Raw genomic sequence first — 20,831 nt, forward strand, 5'->3', positions numbered from 1 at the left:
TCATATGACTAAAACATTACCTGAAGATTTTATTTTTGGTGGAGCAACAGCAGCATATCAAGCAGAAGGTGCGACAAATACGGATGGTAAAGGTCGCGTAGCATGGGATACGTATTTAGAAGAAAACTATTGGTACACTGCAGAACCAGCGAGTGATTTTTATAACAGATATCCAGTGGATTTAGAATTAAGTGAAAAATTCGGTGTTAATGGTATCCGTATTTCAATTGCATGGTCTCGTATCTTCCCAAATGGATATGGCGAAGTTAACCCTAAAGGTGTTGAGTATTACCATAAGTTATTTGCGGAGTGTCATAAACGTCATGTTGAACCATTTGTAACATTGCATCATTTTGATACACCAGAAGTGTTACACAAAGATGGCGATTTTCTAAATCGTAAAACGATTGACTACTTTGTAGATTATGCTGAATATTGTTTTAAAGAATTCCCAGAAGTAAAATATTGGACTACATTCAATGAAATTGGACCAATTGGTGATGGCCAATATTTAGTAGGTAAATTCCCTCCAGGTATTAAATATGATTTTGAAAAAGTTTTCCAATCTCATCATAATATGATGGTTGCTCATGCAAGAGCAGTAAAATTATTTAAAGATGGCGGCTATCAAGGAGAAATTGGTGTTGTACACGCATTGCCAACAAAATATCCGTTCGATCCATCAAATCCTGAAGATGTTCGTGCAGCAGAATTAGAAGATATCATCCATAACAAATTCATCTTAGATGCAACATATTTAGGTGAGTATTCTCGTGAAACGATGGAAGGTGTGCAACATATCTTATCTGTTAATGGCGGTAAATTAAACATTACAGATGAAGATTATGCCATTTTAGATGCAGCCAAAGATTTAAACGACTTCTTAGGTATCAATTACTACATGAGTGATTGGATGAGAGGTTATGATGGAGAATCTGAAATTACGCATAATGCGACAGGTGATAAAGGCGGTTCTAAATACCAACTTAAAGGTGTCGGTCAACGTGAATTTGATGTCGACGTACCTCGCACAGACTGGGACTGGATGATCTATCCTCAAGGTTTATATGATCAAATCATGCGTGTTGTTAAAGATTATCCTAACTATCATAAGATTTATATCACTGAAAATGGTTTAGGATATAAAGATGAATTTATTGAATCTGAAAAAACAGTTCATGATGATGCACGTATTGATTATGTAAGACAACATTTAAACGTTATTGCAGATGCTATTAAAGATGGTGCAAATGTTAAAGGTTACTTTATTTGGTCATTAATGGATGTGTTCTCTTGGTCAAATGGTTATGAAAAACGATATGGTTTATTCTATGTCGATTTTGAGACTCAAGAACGCTATCCTAAGAAAAGTGCTTATTGGTACAAAGAGTTAGCCGAAACAAAAGAAATTAAATAATAAAAGATATTAAAAGGCCTATCAGTCGTGTACTGGTAGGTCTTTATTTATAAAAAGAGAAAAATTAAACATGCATATACATATTTTTATATTAATCAATGGGAGACACACGATTGAAAGTTAAATAAGCAATCAATTAACAAACGTTAACGGACAATTTTCCAAAGTCATCTTTAAAGTTAATGATGTATTCAAAATCAACTAAAGGACATTTTTAATCACATCCTTTATACTTAAATAAAAGACATGAATGGGAGTTAAAAGTGTGAAGAAAATTTTTGTAATTAGTACGACATTGTTAGCGGTCGCTATTATTATAGGCACTATTATTACGGTTGTGTTTAGTCAACGACAGGCACAAACATTTAAAATACAACAACAGCAATTTGTTAAAAAGCCAATTCCGACATTGTTTTTACATGGATTTGGTGGTAGTGCCAACTCTGAAAAATTTATGGTGAAGCAAGCAGAAAAAAGAGGGGTAACTAAAGATATCATCACTGCTTACGTTTCAAAGGATGGTGCAGTGACATTTAAAGGGAAACTAAGTAAAGATGCAGTGAATCCTATTGTGAAAATTGAACTTGAAAATAACAGACAAGGCTATTTGGATAAGAATGCTGCGTGGTTTAAAAATGTACTGACTAAGTTACAATCTGAATACAATTTCGATAAATTCAACTTTGTCGGTCACTCAATGGGGAACTTAACATTTGCACAATATATGATGACATATGGTAACGACAAGTCACTGCCACAGTTAAACAAACAAGTGAATATTGCTGGGACATTTAATGGCGTTTTAAATATGAATGAAGATGTCAATGAAATTACAGTTGATAAAGATGGTAAACCAAGTCGAATGAATCAACCTTATCAGCAATTACGCGTGCTAAAAGATATTTATAAAGGTAAAGGTATCGAAGTGCTAAATATTTATGGAGATTTGAAAGATGGTACACATTCAGACGGCAGAGTGTCTAATAGTTCTTCGAAATCATTAAAATATTTACTGGGAAATAGTCCGAAAAGTTATCGAGAATCTAAATATGAAGGTGAGTCTGCACAGCATAGTCAGCTTCATGAGAATGAAAATGTTGCTAATGAGTTGATCGACTTCTTATGGAAAAAATAAAGCAACTGCTAGTTTTTCGGGGGCAAAAAAGCTTGTAATATTAGAGTTTTTCAAAAATTATCTATTGTTTGAGAGTTTCCATAAAATGTCTAAGTCGTAACATTTTAAATTTATGATTATAGCAAATATAATGTGGTTGAAGTTACATGAATGAATCAGTGCTTAAGTCCAAATATAACAACTAAGAATGTATTTGCATACAGACATCACGAAGACACAATTCAAACTTAACGCTTAAGTAACAAGTAAGTAAAAGTTTCAAATAAAGAAAGGTGATTAATGATGCAAAATAAACAAATTCTTTTTAACAAAATACCAGAAGGCATGCCTCAAGAGGATACATTCAAAATTGAAGACATTGACACGCCTAAACTTGAGAGCGATGGTGTACTTGTACAAACGCTGTATATTTCAGTGGATCCATATATGAGAGGACGTATGACTAAGGCAGATTCGTATGTACAGCCTTTTGAAATTGGTAAACCGATTGTTAGCCATGTCGTTGCAAAAGTAATTGATTCGACACTCGCAGATTATAAAAAAGGAGATGTCGTTGTAGGTATGTTGCCTTGGCGAATCATTAATCATGTCCAAGCGGATCAAATTACTAAAGTTCCAACGACAGATGTACCACTTGATTTATATTTAAGTGTCTTAGGAATGCCAGGACAAACGGCATATCATGGTCTGCTTGATATTGGACAACCTAAAGACGGTGATACTGTTGTGGTTTCAGCTGCATCTGGCGCTGTAGGTTCAGTTGTAGGTCAAATTGCTAAGATTAAAGGTTGCCGTGTTGTAGGTATTGCGGGTGGCGACAAAAAAGTAAATTATTTAACAGAGACACTGGGCTTTGACGCTGGTATTGATTATAAGAAAGAGGATTTTGCAGAATCGTTAGCACAAGCAGTACCAGATGGTATTGATGTTTATTTTGAAAATGTTGGTGGTACAGTTGGCGATGAAGTATTTAAGCATTTAAATCGTTTTGCACGTGTACCAGTATGTGGCGCAATTTCGTCATATAATCATCCTGAAGCAGATATCGGACCACGTATTCAAGGTACGCTTATTAAGAAGCAAGTAATGATGAGAGGCTTCTTAGTAAGTGAATTTGCTAATGCTTTTAAAGAAGCTAGTGAACAGCTCGCAACATGGGTTCAAGAAGGTAAAATTCAGTCACAAGTAACCATTGAAGATGGTTTTGAAAATGCGCCACGTGCATTTAAAAATTTATTTACGGGCGATAACTTTGGTAAACAAGTTATTAAAGTTACGGAATAATAAAGTATACATTTTTACAAATCAACTTTGTTAATTGACCAAAATTTAATAACTTTCTTATCTAAAGCAAATTTGTTCAGTAACATGGTAGAAATAAGTCTAAAATGTAATACGAAAGTCGTCTGTAATTATTTATATATTCAAATGAAAAAGGAGTCATGATGCTGCGACATAAGCACACATGGCTTCTATTTTGTATAATAAGAAATAAGTTCATAAATGAGGTGAAACGATATGAAAATGATAGGATTTGAAAAGCCCTTTAAATTGGAAGAAGGAAATTTATTTAAAGTATACGAACAAAGAAAGCCAACGCCAGAAAACGATGATATCTTAGTCAAAGTAAATAGCATTAGTGTAAATCCTGTAGATACAAAACAACGACAAATGGAAGTCACTCAAGCACCTCGTGTACTTGGGTTTGATGCTATTGGTACTGTTGAAGCTATCGGACCAAACGTTACATTATTTAGTCCGGGTGACGTTGTATTTTATGCTGGATCGCCAAATAGACAAGGATCAAATGCGACATATCAATTGGTTTCAGAAGCTATAGTTGCAAAAGCGCCACACAACATAAGCGCTAATGAAGCGGTTAGTCTACCGCTAACTGGTATTACGGCATATGAAACGTTTTTTGATACATTTAAAATTTCACATAATCCTTCTGAAAATATAGGTAAATCCGTGTTAATCATTAATGGCGCTGGGGGTGTAGGAAGTATTGCCACTCAAATTGCTAAACGGTATGGTTTAACTGTCATTACAACAGCATCACGACAAGAAACAACAGAGTGGTGTGAAAAGATGGGCGCAGATATCGTATTGAATCATAAAGAGGATTTAGTGCGTCAATTTAAAGAAAAAGAAATTCCATTAGTAGATTATATATTTTGCACCTATAATACAGACTTGTATTACAATACTATGATTGAACTGATAAAACCATTAGGGCATATTACAACTATCGTAGCTTTTAATGAAGATCAAGATTTAAATGCATTAAAATTAAAAAGTATAACATTTACACATGAATTTATGTTTGCGCGTCCAATTCATCGAACGCCTGATATGATTAAACAACATGAGTATTTAGAAGATATTACGAAAAATATAGAATCAGGACATTACCAACCAACAACGACACAAGTTTTTGAAGGTTTATCACCTGAAAACTTATATCAAGCACATCTATTGTTGGAAAAACAGTCAATGATTGGGAAATTAGTAATTAATATATAGATTAGTAAGTAAAGTCGCCTTATGCAGAAAATACTGTATAGGGCGACTTATTTTTTGTGTTTAGCGACTATTGATTCTAAAGTGAAATATGGCAACTTTGCAGGTATCAATTCAATAATGCATTAGAAAGGCATTACTTAAATACAATAAAATACTTTGTTGTTCAATGATAAATAATTTGAGAGTATTTTATATATCATTTTTAAAAGATGAAGCATTATTAATTGTGTCTATATAAAATTACAAATGATTAAAATGTTGCAGTTGTGGGTATGAACTTACCATTACACAGAAAGGGTTTGTATTTATGAAAAATAAATCAGTAAGTCTAGTGTTTTGGGTATCGTTAGTGATTTGTACGATATTTGTTGCTTTTGGTGCAATATTTCCGAAACAGTTAGAAAAACTCACGCAAAACATTACTTCATTTATTGCGCTACATTTTTCTTGGTATTATTTATTGCTCGTTTTAGTTATTTTATTTGTCTGTGTGTATATATTATTTTCAAGATACGCATCAATTACATTAGGTGAAGAAGGTGAAGACCCAGAATTTTCATTGCCATCTTGGTTTGCTATGTTATTTAGTGCTGGTATGGGTATAGGACTTGTGTTCTGGACAACGGCAGAACCAATCAGTCACGCCTTCAAATTAACGCCTATTCATAAAGCTGGCACGCAATCCGCTATTAATGATGCAATGCAGTTTTCATTTTTCCATTGGGGGATTCATGCATGGGCAGTCTATGGTATTGTCGCGCTTGTGTTTGCATATTTTAGCTTTCATAAAGGATATCCTGGCTTAGTCAGCGCTACATTGACGCCTTTATTAGGTGAAAAAGCAATGCGTGGCCCTTTAGGTGGTGCCATTGATGTATTGGCAGTCATAGCTACAGTAACAGGCGTTGCTGCAACATTAGGTTTCGGTGCATTGCAAATAAACGAAGGTTTACATTTTTTATTTAATGTACCGAGTAACTTCACGATGCAAGTAATCTTGATTGTCATTGCAACTATATTATTTACTTGGTCAGCATGGTCAGGTATCGATAAAGGTATCAAAACGTTGAGTAATATCAACATGTTACTTGCTTTTGTAGTACTTCTTGGTCTTTTTATTGTTGGGCCAACGCTTTACATTTTAAATACATTTACGAATGGTCTAGGTAATTATATTGCAAATTTCTTTAGTATGAGTTTACGCATTCCGTCTGGCGGTCAAAAATTCCAATGGTTACAAAATTGGACAATCTTTTACTGGGCATGGTGGATATCTTGGGCACCATTTGTAGGTATATTTATTGCACGTGTGTCAAAAGGACGTACGATTAAAGAATTTATTCTAGGTGTACTTTTTGTCCCGGCGTTAGTTTGCTTTATATTCTTTGCGGTATTCGGCGCGTCAGCAATTTACTTACAAGATAATCATATTGCCGAAATTGCTAAAGCTGCGACAGAAACAGCAACTTTTGCAACGCTACAACATTACCCACTAGGTTTTGTATTAAGCTTAATTACTTTACTTGTTATTATGATTTTCTTTGTTACATCAGCGGACTCGGCAACTTATGTTTTAGGGATGTTGAGTTCAAGTGGTGATATTAATCCAAAGTCATTTGTCAAAGTGAGTTGGGGTATCATTATGGCATTATTTGCAATTATTATGATTTACACAGGTGGTACGCAAGCGATACAAAATTTATTAATCATCGCAGCGTTGCCATTTTCCGTGGTCATTATTGCGATGATATGGTCGCTTTTAAAATCTTTAAGTGAAGAAAAACCTAGAAATAGTAATAAGGTTTTAATTAAACATCGTGATCCAGACGTATTAGAATATCGTTCTTCAAAACATATTGACGAAAATTAATTAACAAAGAGGTTTTATTTACAAAAACTAGGGAATATATTACTAAATGGTACTTCATCTTATATATTAAAAATAAATTTAAAGTTATTAATTTATTATGTTTAAGAAAAAATCTGATGGGTACATATTTAATATGTTTTTAAATTAACTTTAACTAAGGAGGTGTCGTTAGGGGTGAAACGACTTAAAAACTTTATCCTTGGCTTATTAATAGTAGTAATCGTGGGGTTCCTGTTATTCATGTATATCCAAGATGGACGTATAACTGAATATCAAGACTACTTCCTTCAATTTGAATGGTTCCAACCATTACTTATTTCACTTGCTGCACTATTGATATTAATAGGTCTTATATTAGTATTTAGTATCTTCAAACCTACGCATCGAAAACCTGGATTATACAAAGACTTCGATGATGGTCATGTTTACGTATCTCGTAAAGCTGTTGAAAAAACTGCATTTGATACAGTTGCAAAATATGACCAAGTAAGACAACCGAATGTAGTTGCAAAACTATATAACAAAAAAAATAAATCTTATATCGACATTAAAACTGACTTTTTCGTACCGAATAATGTTCAGGTACAATCTTTAACTGAAGCAATTCGTGCGGATATTAAAAAGAATGTAGAACATTTTACAGAAATGCCAGTACGTAAGTTAGAAGTAAATGTGAGAGATCAGAAAACTTCTGGTCCACGAGTGTTGTAAGGGAGGTATATCATGGCTAACAATCATAACCAAAACGGACAAGACTCTACACAACAAGTGATTAATTTTTTAAAAGTATTTAAATGGAGAATCGTTGGTTTCTTAGCGTTTCTATTAATCGCGATATTATTCTTAACGTTAGGTTTTTGGAAAACAATACTTATCATCGTTTTATGTTTAATTGGTGTAGGTATTGGGTATATGAAAGACCGTAAGCAAGATTTTATGAATTTTTTAAATCGATGGAGTTAATTCATCAATTTAGAATTTAATTAAAAAAATATAAAAAATAACAAGTAAAAGGAGAATCTATTATGACTGTAGATAACAATAAAGCAAAACAAGCATACGACAATCAAACTGGTGTTAACGAAAAAGAAAGAGAAGAGCGTCAAAAACAACAAGAACAAAATCAAGAGCCTCAATTCAAAAACAAATTAACTTTCTCTGATGAAGTTGTTGAAAAAATTGCTGGTATCGCTGCACGTGAAGTTAAAGGTATCTTAGACATGAAAGGTGGCTTAACTGATACATTCACTAATGCATTCTCAAGTGGCAACAACGTTACACAAGGTGTATCTGTTGAAGTTGGTGAAAAACAAGCTGCTGTAGACTTAAAAGTAATTTTAGAATATGGTGAATCAGCACCTAAAATCTTCCGTAAAGTAACTGAATTAGTTAAAGAACAAGTTAAATATATTACTGGTTTAGATGTAGTTGAAGTTAACATGCAAGTTGACGATGTAATGACTCAAAAAGAGTGGAAACAAAAACACGAAAAAAATAATGAAAACAATAACCAAGAAAGACAAGGTTTACAATAAGTTATTCGATAAAAAAGCTCGGCACACCATTTTAGTGCCGAGCTTTTTTGTGATTTTTAATAATTTGAATATGGAAAATGTATTATTCTCTTATTTGTATAGATTGTATTTAATAAGTTAATGTAATCCTTGAGCTCACGATTAATGAAATTCTATAATTTTAATTATTTTCTCGATACAAAGGGTTGTTAACTTTAATATAAGTATAATGATGTGCTTCATCTTCAAGCCGCATTGTTGTAACACACTTATAATCTATAAATGGCGCGAACATGGTATCTTTAATTTCATTTATACGATTCTCATTTACTTGATTAGATTTGTGTGTCGAATGTACAAGTTGATCAAAGATGTTATCTAGTACATCACGAACGATATACCACATATGTCTTTCTAAGTTTGAATCATTCGATGCTTTAGAGATTGTAAGAATTAATTCGCCTAAATGGTTTTGAACGGTAGAATAAAAGGCTTTGTTAAACACAGACGTTTTTGAATCAGTAAGAATTCTTGATTTTTCATGGAAATGAGATGTACTGTATCCCATTTCATTTAGTTGTGCTTTATCAATTCTTAAACCTTCAAAGTCTCTAATATACATCGTGTCCAATAGACCATCTTTCCGAAATGTTGCAATAGCATTTTGCAAGTGAGCCTCTAATGCAATGCCATATTTAGTAACTAGTGGGATTACGAGACCAAGCAATGCTTTACTGTAAGTTTCAATCCACGATTTCGCCGATGATTCAAAATCAGACAATGATGCAGCTGATTGATAACGTTTAATCAATGTCACGATAGGTGATTCATTGTTAAATGGGTAGGTTGCAACTAAGCTTGAAGGAATCATTGGTGTGACTTCTTGTGGAATCATTTGGTATATGTTTTTTCTAAATAATGTACCTAATTGTTCACTTCGTTCAGTTTGATAGTCTGCTTCGTCTTGCTCATTATAAAAATGAATACCAGCAACTTCATCAATAATTGTTGATGCATAGGACTTAAATATGACATCTTTCTCCAAAATATCATTTAAAATACGTGTCATTAGTGGACCATTGTGCGTCGTTTGTTCTGATAATGTACGAATTTCACCTGTAATATGAACGTTTGTCGACAATTTGATGTGTGGCGACATAGCTGGGTATTTAGGAACTAATGTTCTGAAAGATAAACCGGCATAATAATCCAACGTATGTTTTGCTTCAATGATTAATTCTTTATCTACTTCTGCTTGATAATCAGAATGTAATACGTCATCTAATTGCCATGGATGTACAATCATAATGTGATAATCATTAAAGTTAAAGTTTGGTGTAAATTCATTTTCCAATTGTTTAATTAAGTCCGGAAATAGTTGATGAACAGTTGTATCATAATCTTTAGACAGTGACATAGTACGGCTTAATTTACTGTGAATCAGTACTATTTTCAACTTAATAGGCTGATTGAATTCTGAAGAATATAAGAATGTTTGTAATGCATTTAAACCTTTACGTAATTTAGCCCCGGGATGTAGCGGATGACCTTCAATAACGGCTTGCTCTGAACGCAAGTAACTATCTTCGCTATTTTCGATAATATTAAATAAAGGTGTAGAATCATGTTGCATTGACAGTGCTTGATAGCTCATCGCAAATGTCATATTAGTTGCACTGTTTATTAAATCTTGCTGAAATTGATCACTAGCAGCATTTTTTAAATCTGGTGCTTCAATTAAAATACACTCAAGAATTTCATTTGGATGGTGTACTCGTGTAATCATATTTGTAATGTTATCTTTAATGTAGAAAGGGCCTTCAACATCAATTCGATCAAAGGCGTGTTCTCCAGTGATAGGAGCATATAATGTTTGCTTAGCTTGTGGGAACTGGATTTCTAGTATATGAGTCGTTGAGATATCTAACATAATCAAATCACGACTCAATATTTTCTTACTTTGAGTGCGCGCTTTAACTAAGTTTTCGCGATGCATTGATGTGACTAATCTCTGAGTGACTTTATCTCTTCCTTGTAAAATCATCTCTTTAAAAATATTAGCCCAATCGCTATTATGTTGTTGTAAAAATAAATATGTTTCTTGTTCTTCTTTGTTAAATTTTAATGTCTGTTCTTTAAAAATTAAGTTCAAGTTCATAATTCACCTCTATGAAATATTTTACAAAAGCAAGATAGATTTGTATAATCCATATTAATGATAATGATTCTTATTATCAACAGAATGCGGGTGTAAGTTTTATGACAAAATATTTTTTTAGCAGTTCTTTTCTACTATTTCTAGGTAATTGGATTGGACAAATAGGGCTAAATTGGTTTGTACTTACCACTTATCATAACGCAGTTTATCTGGGGATTGTCAATTTTTGCAGACTTGTACCAATATTATTACTAAGTGTGTGGGCAGGGGCAATTGCCGATAAATATGATAAAGGGCGATTGCTGAGAATTACAATTTCATCATCATTTTTAGTAACTGCAATTTTATGTGTGCTTACGTATAGTTTCACTGCAATTCCAATTAGCGTCATTATTATATATGCGACATTAAGAGGGATTTTAAGTGCAGTTGAAACACCTTTAAGACAAGCAATCTTACCAGATTTATCAGATAAAATATCTACTACACAAGCTGTATCATTTCATTCATTCATCATTAATATTTGTCGTTCAATAGGGCCTGCCATTGCTGGTGTCATATTAGCAGTCTATCATGCGCCAACAACATTTCTTGCACAGTCAATTTGTTATTTTATCGCAGTTTTATTATGCTTACCATTACATTTTAAAGTAACTAAAATACCTGAAGATGCAACAAGGTACATGCCGTTAAAAGTCATTATAGATTACTTCAAATTACATATGGAAGGTCGACAAATATTTATAACATCATTATTGATTATGGCGACAGGTTTTTCATATACGACACTTTTACCAGTTTTAACAAACAAAGTATTTCCGGGGAAATCTGAAATATTTGGTATCGCTATGACGATGTGTGCCATTGGTGGTATTATTGCAACGCTAGTTTTACCTAGAGTACTTAAATATATTGGTATGGTAAATATGTATTATTTAAGTTCATTTTTATTTGGTATTGCTTTGTTAGGTGTGGTATTTCACAATATTGTCATCATGTTCATTTGTATTACATTGATTGGGTTATTTAGTCAATGGGCACGTACGACAAATCGCGTTTATTTTCAAAATAATGTTAAAGATTATGAACGTGGTAAAGTACTGAGTATTATTATGATGGATAGAGGTATGATTCCATTGGGAAGTCTGTTGATGAGTATATGTGCAGATGTGTTTGGCATTGTTAGAACTTTTTCAATAATGGGAATAAGTACTATATGCATTACAATGGTATTCTATTTTATAAATAGAAAGTTGAAGTTAAAGTTGGAGGAAAGTAATCATGGTATATCTTGAATGGGCAAAGGCAGATAGAAATATTCAATATCGTGTAATTAACGCCATTATTAAAGAACGTATTTACCCCGAGCAAACATTTATTTCACAAAAAGAATCTTTAATTGAAATTCAGTATCATATGCATGTGTTGACTATTGAAGTTGTTAGAAAAAGTGCATTAGAACGCTATGAGTTTACAGGTGATATTACTTATTTAAATAAAGGTGAAACGTCGCTAATCATGACGTTAGAAGGGCTACTAGATGTGTTGAATCATGACTTTGATATCCCTATTTCAGAGCGACTACGCGAAGAGTTAATACACAGTCGAGATAGTTTAGTTGAAACATATAAGCAAATGTCTCACAGACAAACATTAATAAGTCAAAGTTTTAAATTTTCAAGATTACCACAAGATATTAACTTTTTTTCATGGTTACAACATGTAAAAGATAGTGATAAGACAGATGATTTAACTTATTCTGAGAGTTTGGTACCAGAGGGGCATCCAACACACCCTTTAACCAAAACGAAATTGCCCTTAACTATGGAAGAAGTACGAGCATATGCACCTGAGTTTGAAAAAGAAATCCCTTTGCAAATTATGATGATTGAAAAAGACCATGTTGTGTGCACAGCTATAGATGGTAATGATCAATTTATTATTGATGAAATAATTCCCGAATACTACAATCAGATTCGTGTGTTTTTGAAGAGTTTAGGTTTGAAAAGTGAAGACTATAGAGCGATTTTAGTACATCCTTGGCAATATGATCATACGATAGGGAAATATTTTGAAGCATGGATTGCTAAAAAAATATTAATTCCAACGCCGTTTACAATACTTTCAAAAGCAACTTTATCATTCAGGACGATGTCTTTAATTGATAAACCATATCATGTTAAGTTGCCCGTCGATGCACAAGCAACAAGTGCCGTTAGAACAGTCTCAACTGTGACTACTGTAGATGGACCAAAGTTAAGTTATGCTTTACAAAACATGTTGAATCAATATCCAGGATTTAAAGTTGCTATGGAACCGTTCGGTGAATATGCAAATGTTGATAAAGATAGGGCGCGTCAGCTTGCTTGTATTATAAGACAAAAGCCTGAAATTGATGGAAAAGGTGCAACAGTAGTTAGTGCAAGTCTAGTTAATAAAAATCCAATAGATCAAAAAGTTATCGTGGATAGTTACTTAGAGTGGTTAAATCAAGGAATTACTAAAGAAAGTATTACGACATTTATTGAACGATACTCTCAAGCATTAATCCCGCCTTTAATTGCTTTTATTCAAAATTATGGAATTGCATTAGAAGCACACATGCAAAATACAGTAGTGAACTTGGGGCCACATTTTGACATTCAATTTTTAGTGAGAGATTTAGGTGGTTCTAGAATTGATTTAGAAACATTACAACATCGTGTATCAGATATTAAAATTACAAATGATAGTTTAATAGCTGATTCTATAGATGCAGTGATTGCAAAATTCCAACATGCTGTTATTCAAAATCAAATGGCAGAATTAATCCATCATTTTAATCAGTATGATTGTGTTGAAGAAGCCGAATTATTTAACATAGTACAGCAAGTAGTAGCGCATGCCATTAACCCAACACTACCACATGCAAATGAGTTAAAAGATATTTTGTTTGGACCGACAATTACTGTCAAAGCGTTGTTAAATATGAGAATGGAAAATAAAGTAAAGCAATATTTAAATATTGAGTTAGATAATCCGATAAAAAAAGAGGTGTAGTACTACATGGCACACGTTAATATAAATATATCGAAGATTAAATATAACGCCAAAGTACTTCAAACAGTTTTTCAAAGTAAAAATATTCAATTCACACCAGTAATTAAGTGCATAGCTGGTGACCGTACAATTGTAGAAAGCTTAAAAGCGTTAGGTATCAATCATGTTGCAGAATCCAGATTGGATAACATAATTAGTATGGCAGATCAGGATTTAACATATACGTTATTGCGTACGCCTGCCAAAAAAGAGATTTCAGATATGATAGAAAAAGTTGATATGAGTATCCAAACAGAATTATCTACCATACATCATATAAATGAAGTAGCAGAAGTTTTAGGAAAAAAACATAAGATTTTATTAATGGTAGATTGGAAAGATGGCCGTGAAGGTGTTCTGACTTATGATGTTTTAGATTATATTAAAGAGATTATTCACTTGAAAAATATCCATTTTGTTGGTTTAGCATTCAATTTTATGTGTTTTAAATCTGATGCGCCAAGTGATGATGATATCTTTATGATTAATCGATTCGTCTCAGCTGTTGAAAGAGAAATAGGATATCGATTGAAAATTATTTCAGGTGGTAATTCGAGCATGTTACCACAACTTTTATATAATGATTTGGGTAAAATAAATGAATTGCGAATAGGTGAAACGTTGTTTAGAGGTGTTGATACAACTACAAATCAAGCGATAGCTATGTTATATCAAGATGCGATTACATTGGAGGCTGAGATTTTAGAAATTAAACCTCGAGTTAATACACAAACGCATGAATCATTCATACAAGCTATTGTAGATATTGGGTATTTAGATACAAAAGTCGATAATATTTCACCTATGGATCAGCATATCAATATTTTAGGCGCTTCGAGTGATCATTTAATGCTTGATTTAAATGGTCAAGGACACTATCAAGTAGGAGATCATATTAGTTTTTCACTTAATTATGAAGCACTTTCTCATTCGATGTATATGAAAAATTTACATAAGGTATATATTGATGATTCAAAGATTGATACGCTACTTCAAAATTTTGATGTGAAATCTCCTGCTATGGTGAACCAATATTAATATATTTATCAATAAGTCTAAGTTGACAAGTTATACTACATATCGTTTGCACGGTTGTATGATAATTGTTCAACTTAGATTTTTTGTATTTAATGATTTATCAAATTAAGTGCAACAGTTCGTCACATAAAACTGCAATAGGTAATATCAGCTGAATTAAAGAGATAACGGTCATGCTAAATGGTGTCAATTGTATTAATTCAAAGATGATATAGCCATGATACATTATCAGTATTTTGTCTAAGGAAATGTGCTAATTGTAGTCATAATTATTAGAGGAAATAAATATAGTCATACATTTTAGTAATATAAAAAGATTGAACGCTACTTGACAATGATAATTGTTATCAATAAAATAATAAATGAAGTTATACATATTAAGGAGTGGAACGATGAGAGGTCTAAAAACTTTTAGTATATTGGGATTAATAGTTGCCTTATTTTTAGTTGCAGCTTGTGGTAATACGGATAATTCAAGTAAAAAAGAATCATCAACTAAAGATACTATTTCGGTAAAAGATGAAAATGGTACAGTAAAAGTACCTAAAGATGCAAAACGTATCGTTGTATTAGAGTACTCATTTGCAGATGCATTAGCAGCATTAGACGTTAAACCAGTTGGTATTGCTGATGATGGTAAGAAAAAACGTATCATTAAACCAGTTAGAGAAAAAATTCGGGATTATACTTCTGTAGGTACACGTAAACAGCCAAACTTAGAGGAAATTAGTAAATTAAAACCGGATTTAATTATCGCTGATAGCAGTAGACATAAAGGTATTAATAAAGAATTAAACAAAATTGCACCAACATTATCATTAAAGAGTTTTGATGGTGACTACAAGCAAAATATCGATGCTTTCAAGACAATTGCGAAAGCTTTAGATAAAGAAAAAGAAGGCGAAAAACGTCTTGCTGAACATGATAAATTAATCAATAAGTATAAAGATGAAATTAAATTTGATAGAAATCAAAAAGTGCTTCCAGCAGTTGTTGCGAAAGCTGGTTTATTAGCACATCCAAACTATTCGTATGTTGGACAATTTTTAAACGAACTTGGATTTAAAAATGCATTAAGTGATGATGTAACAAAAGGTTTAAGTAAATACTTGAAAGGACCTTACTTACAATTAGATACTGAACATTTAGCTGACTTAAATCCTGAACGCATGATTATTATGACAGATAATGCTAAAAAAGATTCTGCTGAATTCAAGAAGTTACAAGAAGATGCAACATGGAAAAAATTGAATGCAGTTAAAAATAATCGTGTTGATATTGTTGACCGTGATGTTTGGGCAAGATCTCGTGGCTTAATTTCTTCTGAAGAAATGGCTAAAGAACTTGTTGAATTATCAAAAAAAGAACAAAAGTAAGGTGGAAGTAAATGGCTATAAAAGAATTAAGTAGCCAATCTGCCATAGATCATAAAAGAAAAAGACGCACAACACTCACGTATATGGTGAGTGTGTGCTTTCTTTTTATTTGTGTATATTTAAATATGGCAATTGGTTCTTCAAAAATTAATTTTAGCGATATCGTTCACTATGTTACTGGTCATACGGATACAAAAGCAACGTTTTTATTACATAATGTACGTATGCCAAGGATGATTGCAGGGTTATTTATTGGCGGTGCGTTAGCGGTATCTGGTTTGTTAATGCAAGCAATGACTCGTAACCCACTGGCATCTCCAAAGATTTTTGGTGTTAGTTCTGGCGCGTCATTTGTCATTGTATTAGTAACGATTATTATTCCATCATTAGAATACTACTCACTTTATTTAGGTGTCATTGGCGCCTTTATTGGTGGATTAACTGTCTACACACTTTCTGGTGCTACAAAAGGTATGACGCCTATTAAATTAGCGTTGGCTGGTATGGCCATTCATTTATTTTTTAGTAGTATGACTGAAGGGATTATAATCTTAAATGAAAATTCTAATGAACAAGTGATGTTTTGGCTTGTTGGTTCATTATCCAGTATGAAGTGGGATGAGATTTTAACCATTCTACCATGGCTTATTGGTGCATTAATTGCAACAGTCTTTATTGGTCGTCAGTTAACGATAATGGAACTTGGCGATGATATTGCTAAGGGATTGGGTCAAAATATAAATAAAGTTAGAATCATCATTGGACTATTAGTTATTATTCTTACAGGTATGTCTGTATCAATAGCAGGACCAATTGGCTTTGTTGGTTTAATTGTGCCACATATCGTCAAGCGCTATGTGAGTAAGAATTATTTAGTCATGATTCCATTAACATTTATTATAGGTGCAGATTTATTACTACTATCAGATGTATTAAGTCGTTTAATTACATATCCTTATGAATCACCAGTAGGGATTGTTACATCATTCGTAGGTGCACTTTACTTCTTATTTATAACGATTAAAGGGGTGAAAAGAATATGATGACAACGAAAATTATACGTCGTTATAGTTTAATCACAATCCTTTTAATTGTGAGTATATTCATAAGTTTATGTGTAGGGTCTGTCATGATTCACCCGATTGATGCTATTAAGGGAATCTTTACACAAGATGATTTTATTTTAAATGAGTATCGTATACCTAGAACGTTACTTGGTATTATTATCGGTAGTAGCTTGGCTATATCAGGTGCAATTATACAAGCTGTAATAAGAAACCCGTTAGCCTCACCTGATGTTATAGGTATTTCTAAAGGTGCCAGTTTAGCTGCTGTGATTATTATTATGATCTTTCCAACAGCACCATTGTTTGTATTACCTATAGGTTCATTCTTAGGTGCCTTTGCAGTAAGTTTATTTTTATCATTTTTAATTTCAAAATATGATGTTAAAGGTTCAAAGCTTGCCTTAATTGGTTTAGCAATAGGCGCAATATGTACGGCGATTGTGCAGTTCTTATTAATCAGAAATCCACTGGAAGCAAACAAAGCGCTTGTTTGGTTGACGGGTAGTCTATATGGACATGATATGTCGAATATTTATACTATATTACCTTGGTTTTTAATAACGATACCAATCATCATTTTATTGAGTTATCAATTAGATGTATTGAATCTAGGTGATGCTGTTGCAACCGCACTCGGTTTAAAAGTTAAAACTATTAAAATGCTATTGCTAATTTTAGCAGTAATATTAGCAGGATCCGCAATTTCAGTTGTCGGTGGTATTAGCTTTTTAGGATTAATTGCACCTCATATTTCGAGACAGTTAATAGGAAATAAAACATTACACGTTATTATCATGTCGGGGTTAATTGGTGCTATATTGTTAACATTTGGTGATGGTTTAGCCCGTGGCATTCATCCGCCACTGGATATTCCTGTAGGGGTTATCATTGCAATTATCGGTGCACCATACTTCTTAATATTATTACGAAGAATGAAATAACTAACATATGATTAGAGTTTATAAAAGGTTAAGTACGAAATCAGTAATTGTACTTAACCTTTTTTGAATTCATCTTGAAAAATTACAAGAAATAGCGTATATTTAATAACTGTAATTATTCATTATTTTGCATACATAAACATTTTAAAAGATATAATGATAAGGAATATGTTTGTTAACTGAATAGAATTCTGTATATACTTAAAACGAATACATAGAGAAATGGATTGATTTTATGGATAGCTTTTCAAGGAAAGAGATAGTCATTGGGAGACTTAAGTTTATTACGATGTCTTTAATTGGTATCTTATTATTTCTAGTACCAATTCCAGTCGAACAAGATGGACAGAAGCAAACAACGTTGCCAGTGGCATTTTTAGCAGGCGTTCTTAAAGATGTATTAGGTGGCGTAATGCCATTTTTAATTGTGACGATAATTACTTTGTCGGGTATCATAACACTGATTTGTTCAACTATTTTAAAAGATAAATTGAAACCTGATGGATTATTGCATAATGCGTTTAATGTAAGAATAGGTTGGTTAATTTTGCGATTACTTGCCGTTGTCTTTGCGTGGATGACATTTTTACGAATTGGTTCAAAAGTAATATATTCAGATGAAACGGGTGGATTATTGTTCTCGAGTTTATTGCCAACTTTAGTGGCAGTATTCTTATTTGCGGCATTATTTTTGCCACTATTAATGGAATACGGTTTGTTAGAGATGTTGGGTCCTATTTTTAGACCGGTTATGAGACCTTTATTTACATTGCCAGGACGTTCGACGGTAGATAATTTAGCATCATTTATTGGAGACGGAACTGTTGGGGTCTTAATTACAAGTAGACAATATGGTGAAGGATATTATTCTCGTCGTGAGGCAACAGTTATTTCAACGACATTTAGTGTAGTTTCTATCACCTTTGCAATTGTAGTTGCTGAAACAGTACATATGCAAAATCAATTTTTTGCTTTCTATTTATCAGTGATAGTATCCTGCCTCGTTGCAGCAGTCATTATGCCAAGAATTTGGCCTTTAAATAAAATTCCTGATGAGTATGCTAAGGAGGTACCTGAAAGTGCGCGTACTGAGGCATTGCCAGAAGGAAAGACGGCATTGAGACATGGCTTTGATACTGCAACAGAAGTAGGTATTAAAGCACCGGGCATTGTTGACTTCTTTAAGTCAGGATTGAAAACGGTTGTTGATATGTGGTTTGTTATTTTACCTGTTGTGATGAGTATTGGTACTATTGCTACCATTATTGCGAACTACACGCCATTGTTCGTTATTTTGGGTAAACCTTTTGTTCCATTTTTAGAGTTAATGCATATACCTGAAGCGGCACAGGCTTCTCAAACGATTATTATCGGTTTTGCCGATATGTTTTTACCTTCTATATTAATTGAAGGTGTACAAAATGATATAACTCGTTTTGTTATTGGGGCACTTAGTATATCGCAGTTAATATACTTGTCTGAAGTAGGTGGCGTCATACTTGGTTCGAAGATTCCTGTAAGCATCGGCAAATTGTTTATGATTTTCTTGATTAGAACAATCATTACACTACCAATTATTTCTTTGATGGCACACTTGTTATTGTAATTAGATATAGAAAAGGACAACTGTTAAAATTGTGAAAACAGTTGTCCTTTTGTATTTGTTTATGCTGGGTGTTGAATCAATTAAAAAAATCATTCATGAAGCCCTCACCATGAATGATTTTTTTATACAATTTATTTAGTTAATTCATTGTAAACTTTTTGATCATTTTGAGTATAAATAATGTATTCGTGGTCTTCAGTATCGATAATAACGCGATTCGTTTTACCAAATGTTGAGCCGATTCTAGATACATCTTTGCTGTCTAATTTAGGAACTGCGTGAATATCTTGGTCTTGTGTAATATTTTTAATTTCACTTGTAGGAATTTTGATATCAGCAACTCTCCATTGAATACGCACTTCATTATTATCCTTTTTTACTGTCATTGCCATTATTCAAACACATCCTTTAAATATTTTGTAAATACATCATAAACGATTTTGTAATCGTTTTCAAGAGTTATGTGATACTTTTTTAAATTGTGTCATACTAATGAAGTTCAACCCGAAAATATGTTCGTGTTTTTGGCGAATTTATGGTAAAATATGAGTATTAAAGGAGAACAAATATGACAGGTAAAACACATGCTTCATGCGGCATGCTCGTTGGAGCGCTAACAACACAATATTTTCAAACGGATATTTTTTCGTCGGTTACGGTTATCATTCTAGCAACTCTAGCTAGCTTATTACCCGATATATGTCACACTCAAAGTAAGATTGGCAGAAGGTTTAAGGTAATTAGTTTTTTTGTGAGATTGATCTTTGGACATCGAACCTTTACGCATTCAATATTATTTATCGCAATCATAGCATTTTTATTGCAAATTATTCAGACGCCTAATTATTATATGGCAGCAATTATAATTGGATTAGTGTCACATGTTATACTAGATATGATAACACCAAAAGGCGTGAAATTATTTTATCCGTTACCGTTTAATGTGAAGACACCGATTCAATTTAAAACAGGTGGACTTGTAGACTTATCTTTAGCTACTGCGTTAATGATCGGAACAGTTTATGTTTTATTTCAGCCTTTCATCAATGATATAATAAGCAACTGGAATACTAAGTTTTTATAGAAAATAAATTATTAAAGGTTA

Annotated in this window: 19 protein-coding genes; 16 read left to right on the plus strand and 3 right to left on the minus strand. The window is 32.7% G+C overall.

Annotation, left to right across the window (positions count from 1 at the left end; all coding sequences use genetic code 11):
- The first annotated feature begins 4 nt into the window (after positions 1 to 4).
- The 8 genes from lacG to NST10_RS12585 all read left to right on the plus strand — a co-directional run bounded on the left by lacG (position 5) and on the right by NST10_RS12585 (position 8,483).
- Entirely contained in the window at positions 5 to 1,417 is a 1,413-nt protein-coding gene (lacG, locus tag NST10_RS12550) for a 6-phospho-beta-galactosidase (RefSeq protein ID WP_000169223.1), read from the plus strand.
- Between the two features lie 265 nt (positions 1,418 to 1,682).
- Positions 1,683 to 2,552, plus strand: a complete 870-nt coding sequence (locus NST10_RS12555) for an alpha/beta hydrolase (RefSeq protein ID WP_000719346.1) — start codon at positions 1,683 to 1,685, stop codon at positions 2,550 to 2,552.
- Positions 2,553 to 2,834: 282 nt separating this feature from the next.
- Positions 2,835 to 3,836 (plus strand): NADP-dependent oxidoreductase, encoded by a 1,002-nt coding sequence (locus NST10_RS12560; protein ID WP_001180212.1) that lies wholly within the window; start codon positions 2,835 to 2,837, stop codon positions 3,834 to 3,836.
- A 234-nt stretch (positions 3,837 to 4,070) separates the two neighbouring features.
- The gene (locus NST10_RS12565; RefSeq protein WP_000781946.1) at positions 4,071 to 5,078 is read left to right on the plus strand and encodes a zinc-binding alcohol dehydrogenase family protein; all 1,008 of its coding nucleotides are present in this window, start codon (positions 4,071 to 4,073) and stop codon (positions 5,076 to 5,078) included.
- A 307-nt stretch (positions 5,079 to 5,385) separates the two neighbouring features.
- Positions 5,386 to 6,948, plus strand: a complete 1,563-nt coding sequence (locus NST10_RS12570) for a BCCT family transporter (RefSeq protein WP_000792332.1) — start codon at positions 5,386 to 5,388, stop codon at positions 6,946 to 6,948.
- A gap of 174 nt (positions 6,949 to 7,122) precedes the next feature.
- A complete protein-coding gene (gene amaP / locus NST10_RS12575; protein WP_000825817.1) occupies positions 7,123 to 7,659 on the plus strand; it encodes an alkaline shock response membrane anchor protein AmaP in 537 nt (178 codons plus the stop codon).
- Positions 7,660 to 7,671: 12 nt separating this feature from the next.
- Positions 7,672 to 7,911 (plus strand): DUF2273 domain-containing protein, encoded by a 240-nt coding sequence (locus NST10_RS12580; RefSeq protein WP_000002682.1) that lies wholly within the window; start codon positions 7,672 to 7,674, stop codon positions 7,909 to 7,911.
- A gap of 62 nt (positions 7,912 to 7,973) precedes the next feature.
- A complete protein-coding gene (locus NST10_RS12585) occupies positions 7,974 to 8,483 on the plus strand; it encodes an Asp23/Gls24 family envelope stress response protein (protein ID WP_000215236.1) in 510 nt (169 codons plus the stop codon).
- Between the two features lie 160 nt (positions 8,484 to 8,643).
- Here NST10_RS12585 and sfaD read toward each other — a convergent pair whose 3' ends face one another.
- Positions 8,644 to 10,620: a D-ornithine--citrate ligase SfaD gene (sfaD, locus tag NST10_RS12590; RefSeq protein ID WP_001052574.1), complete on the minus strand. Its 1,977-nt coding sequence runs from the start codon at positions 10,618 to 10,620 to the stop codon at positions 8,644 to 8,646.
- Between the two features lie 101 nt (positions 10,621 to 10,721).
- On the opposite strand from sfaD, the gene sfaA reads away from it, so the two are divergent.
- From sfaA to sfaC, 3 genes are read left to right on the plus strand one after another with little or no spacing between them, the layout of a single operon-like run.
- Positions 10,722 to 11,915, plus strand: a complete 1,194-nt coding sequence (sfaA, locus tag NST10_RS12595) for a staphyloferrin A export MFS transporter (RefSeq protein WP_000170411.1) — start codon at positions 10,722 to 10,724, stop codon at positions 11,913 to 11,915.
- Positions 11,902 to 13,659: a staphyloferrin A synthetase SfaB gene (sfaB, locus tag NST10_RS12600; RefSeq protein ID WP_000262632.1), complete on the plus strand. Its 1,758-nt coding sequence runs from the start codon at positions 11,902 to 11,904 to the stop codon at positions 13,657 to 13,659. Before sfaA ends, sfaB begins: the two co-directional genes overlap by 14 nt.
- 6 nt (positions 13,660 to 13,665) lie before the next feature.
- Complete coding sequence (sfaC, locus tag NST10_RS12605) at positions 13,666 to 14,736, plus strand: staphyloferrin A biosynthesis protein SfaC (protein WP_000951627.1); 1,071 nt, start codon at positions 13,666 to 13,668, stop codon at positions 14,734 to 14,736.
- A 100-nt stretch (positions 14,737 to 14,836) separates the two neighbouring features.
- Here sfaC and NST10_RS12610 read toward each other — a convergent pair whose 3' ends face one another.
- Positions 14,837 to 14,962: a hypothetical protein gene (locus tag NST10_RS12610; RefSeq protein ID WP_001791577.1), complete on the minus strand. Its 126-nt coding sequence runs from the start codon at positions 14,960 to 14,962 to the stop codon at positions 14,837 to 14,839.
- A gap of 166 nt (positions 14,963 to 15,128) precedes the next feature.
- Between NST10_RS12610 and NST10_RS12615 the strand changes: the two genes are divergently transcribed.
- From NST10_RS12615 to NST10_RS12630, 4 genes are all read left to right on the plus strand, one after another.
- Entirely contained in the window at positions 15,129 to 16,112 is a 984-nt protein-coding gene (locus tag NST10_RS12615; RefSeq protein ID WP_001214655.1) for a Fe(3+) dicitrate ABC transporter substrate-binding protein, read from the plus strand.
- An 11-nt stretch (positions 16,113 to 16,123) separates the two neighbouring features.
- On the plus strand, positions 16,124 to 17,155 hold the full coding sequence (locus tag NST10_RS12620; protein ID WP_000974927.1) for an iron ABC transporter permease: 1,032 nt from the start codon (positions 16,124 to 16,126) through the stop codon (positions 17,153 to 17,155).
- Positions 17,152 to 18,120: an iron chelate uptake ABC transporter family permease subunit gene (locus NST10_RS12625; protein ID WP_339210166.1), complete on the plus strand. Its 969-nt coding sequence runs from the start codon at positions 17,152 to 17,154 to the stop codon at positions 18,118 to 18,120. Before NST10_RS12620 ends, NST10_RS12625 begins: the two co-directional genes overlap by 4 nt.
- A gap of 235 nt (positions 18,121 to 18,355) precedes the next feature.
- A complete protein-coding gene (locus NST10_RS12630; protein ID WP_001573509.1) occupies positions 18,356 to 19,726 on the plus strand; it encodes a YjiH family protein in 1,371 nt (456 codons plus the stop codon).
- A gap of 131 nt (positions 19,727 to 19,857) precedes the next feature.
- Here NST10_RS12630 and NST10_RS12635 read toward each other — a convergent pair whose 3' ends face one another.
- Entirely contained in the window at positions 19,858 to 20,118 is a 261-nt protein-coding gene (locus NST10_RS12635) for a hypothetical protein (protein WP_001251935.1), read from the minus strand.
- Between the two features lie 176 nt (positions 20,119 to 20,294).
- On the opposite strand from NST10_RS12635, the gene NST10_RS12640 reads away from it, so the two are divergent.
- Positions 20,295 to 20,810 (plus strand): metal-dependent hydrolase, encoded by a 516-nt coding sequence (locus NST10_RS12640; RefSeq protein ID WP_000147093.1) that lies wholly within the window; start codon positions 20,295 to 20,297, stop codon positions 20,808 to 20,810.
- Positions 20,811 to 20,831 lie beyond the last annotated feature (21 nt).

This window comes from Staphylococcus sp. FSL W8-0305 (assembly GCF_037966415.1).
In the GTDB taxonomy this organism is placed as follows: domain Bacteria; phylum Bacillota; class Bacilli; order Staphylococcales; family Staphylococcaceae; genus Staphylococcus; species Staphylococcus aureus.

Bases quoted from the DNA above. Each gene is read 5' to 3' on its own strand.
- lacG (WP_000169223.1), top strand. From the start codon at position 5: ATGACTAAAACATTACCTGAAGATTTTATTTTTGGTGGAGCAACAGCA.
- NST10_RS12560 (WP_001180212.1), top strand. From the start codon at position 2,835: ATGCAAAATAAACAAATTCTTTTTAACAAAATACCAGAAGGCATGCCT.
- NST10_RS12565 (WP_000781946.1), top strand. From the start codon at position 4,071: ATGAAAATGATAGGATTTGAAAAGCCCTTTAAATTGGAAGAAGGAAAT.
- NST10_RS12570 (WP_000792332.1), top strand. From the start codon at position 5,386: ATGAAAAATAAATCAGTAAGTCTAGTGTTTTGGGTATCGTTAGTGATT.
- NST10_RS12580 (WP_000002682.1), top strand. From the start codon at position 7,672: ATGGCTAACAATCATAACCAAAACGGACAAGACTCTACACAACAAGTG.
- NST10_RS12585 (WP_000215236.1), top strand. From the start codon at position 7,974: ATGACTGTAGATAACAATAAAGCAAAACAAGCATACGACAATCAAACT.
- sfaD (WP_001052574.1), bottom strand. From the start codon at position 10,620: ATGAACTTGAACTTAATTTTTAAAGAACAGACATTAAAATTTAACAAA.
- sfaA (WP_000170411.1), top strand. From the start codon at position 10,722: ATGACAAAATATTTTTTTAGCAGTTCTTTTCTACTATTTCTAGGTAAT.
- sfaB (WP_000262632.1), top strand. From the start codon at position 11,902: ATGGTATATCTTGAATGGGCAAAGGCAGATAGAAATATTCAATATCGT.
- sfaC (WP_000951627.1), top strand. From the start codon at position 13,666: ATGGCACACGTTAATATAAATATATCGAAGATTAAATATAACGCCAAA.
- NST10_RS12610 (WP_001791577.1), bottom strand. From the start codon at position 14,962: ATGTATCATGGCTATATCATCTTTGAATTAATACAATTGACACCATTT.
- NST10_RS12615 (WP_001214655.1), top strand. From the start codon at position 15,129: ATGAGAGGTCTAAAAACTTTTAGTATATTGGGATTAATAGTTGCCTTA.
- NST10_RS12620 (WP_000974927.1), top strand. From the start codon at position 16,124: ATGGCTATAAAAGAATTAAGTAGCCAATCTGCCATAGATCATAAAAGA.
- NST10_RS12625 (WP_339210166.1), top strand. From the start codon at position 17,152: ATGATGACAACGAAAATTATACGTCGTTATAGTTTAATCACAATCCTT.
- NST10_RS12630 (WP_001573509.1), top strand. From the start codon at position 18,356: ATGGATAGCTTTTCAAGGAAAGAGATAGTCATTGGGAGACTTAAGTTT.
- NST10_RS12635 (WP_001251935.1), bottom strand. From the start codon at position 20,118: ATGGCAATGACAGTAAAAAAGGATAATAATGAAGTGCGTATTCAATGG.
- NST10_RS12640 (WP_000147093.1), top strand. From the start codon at position 20,295: ATGACAGGTAAAACACATGCTTCATGCGGCATGCTCGTTGGAGCGCTA.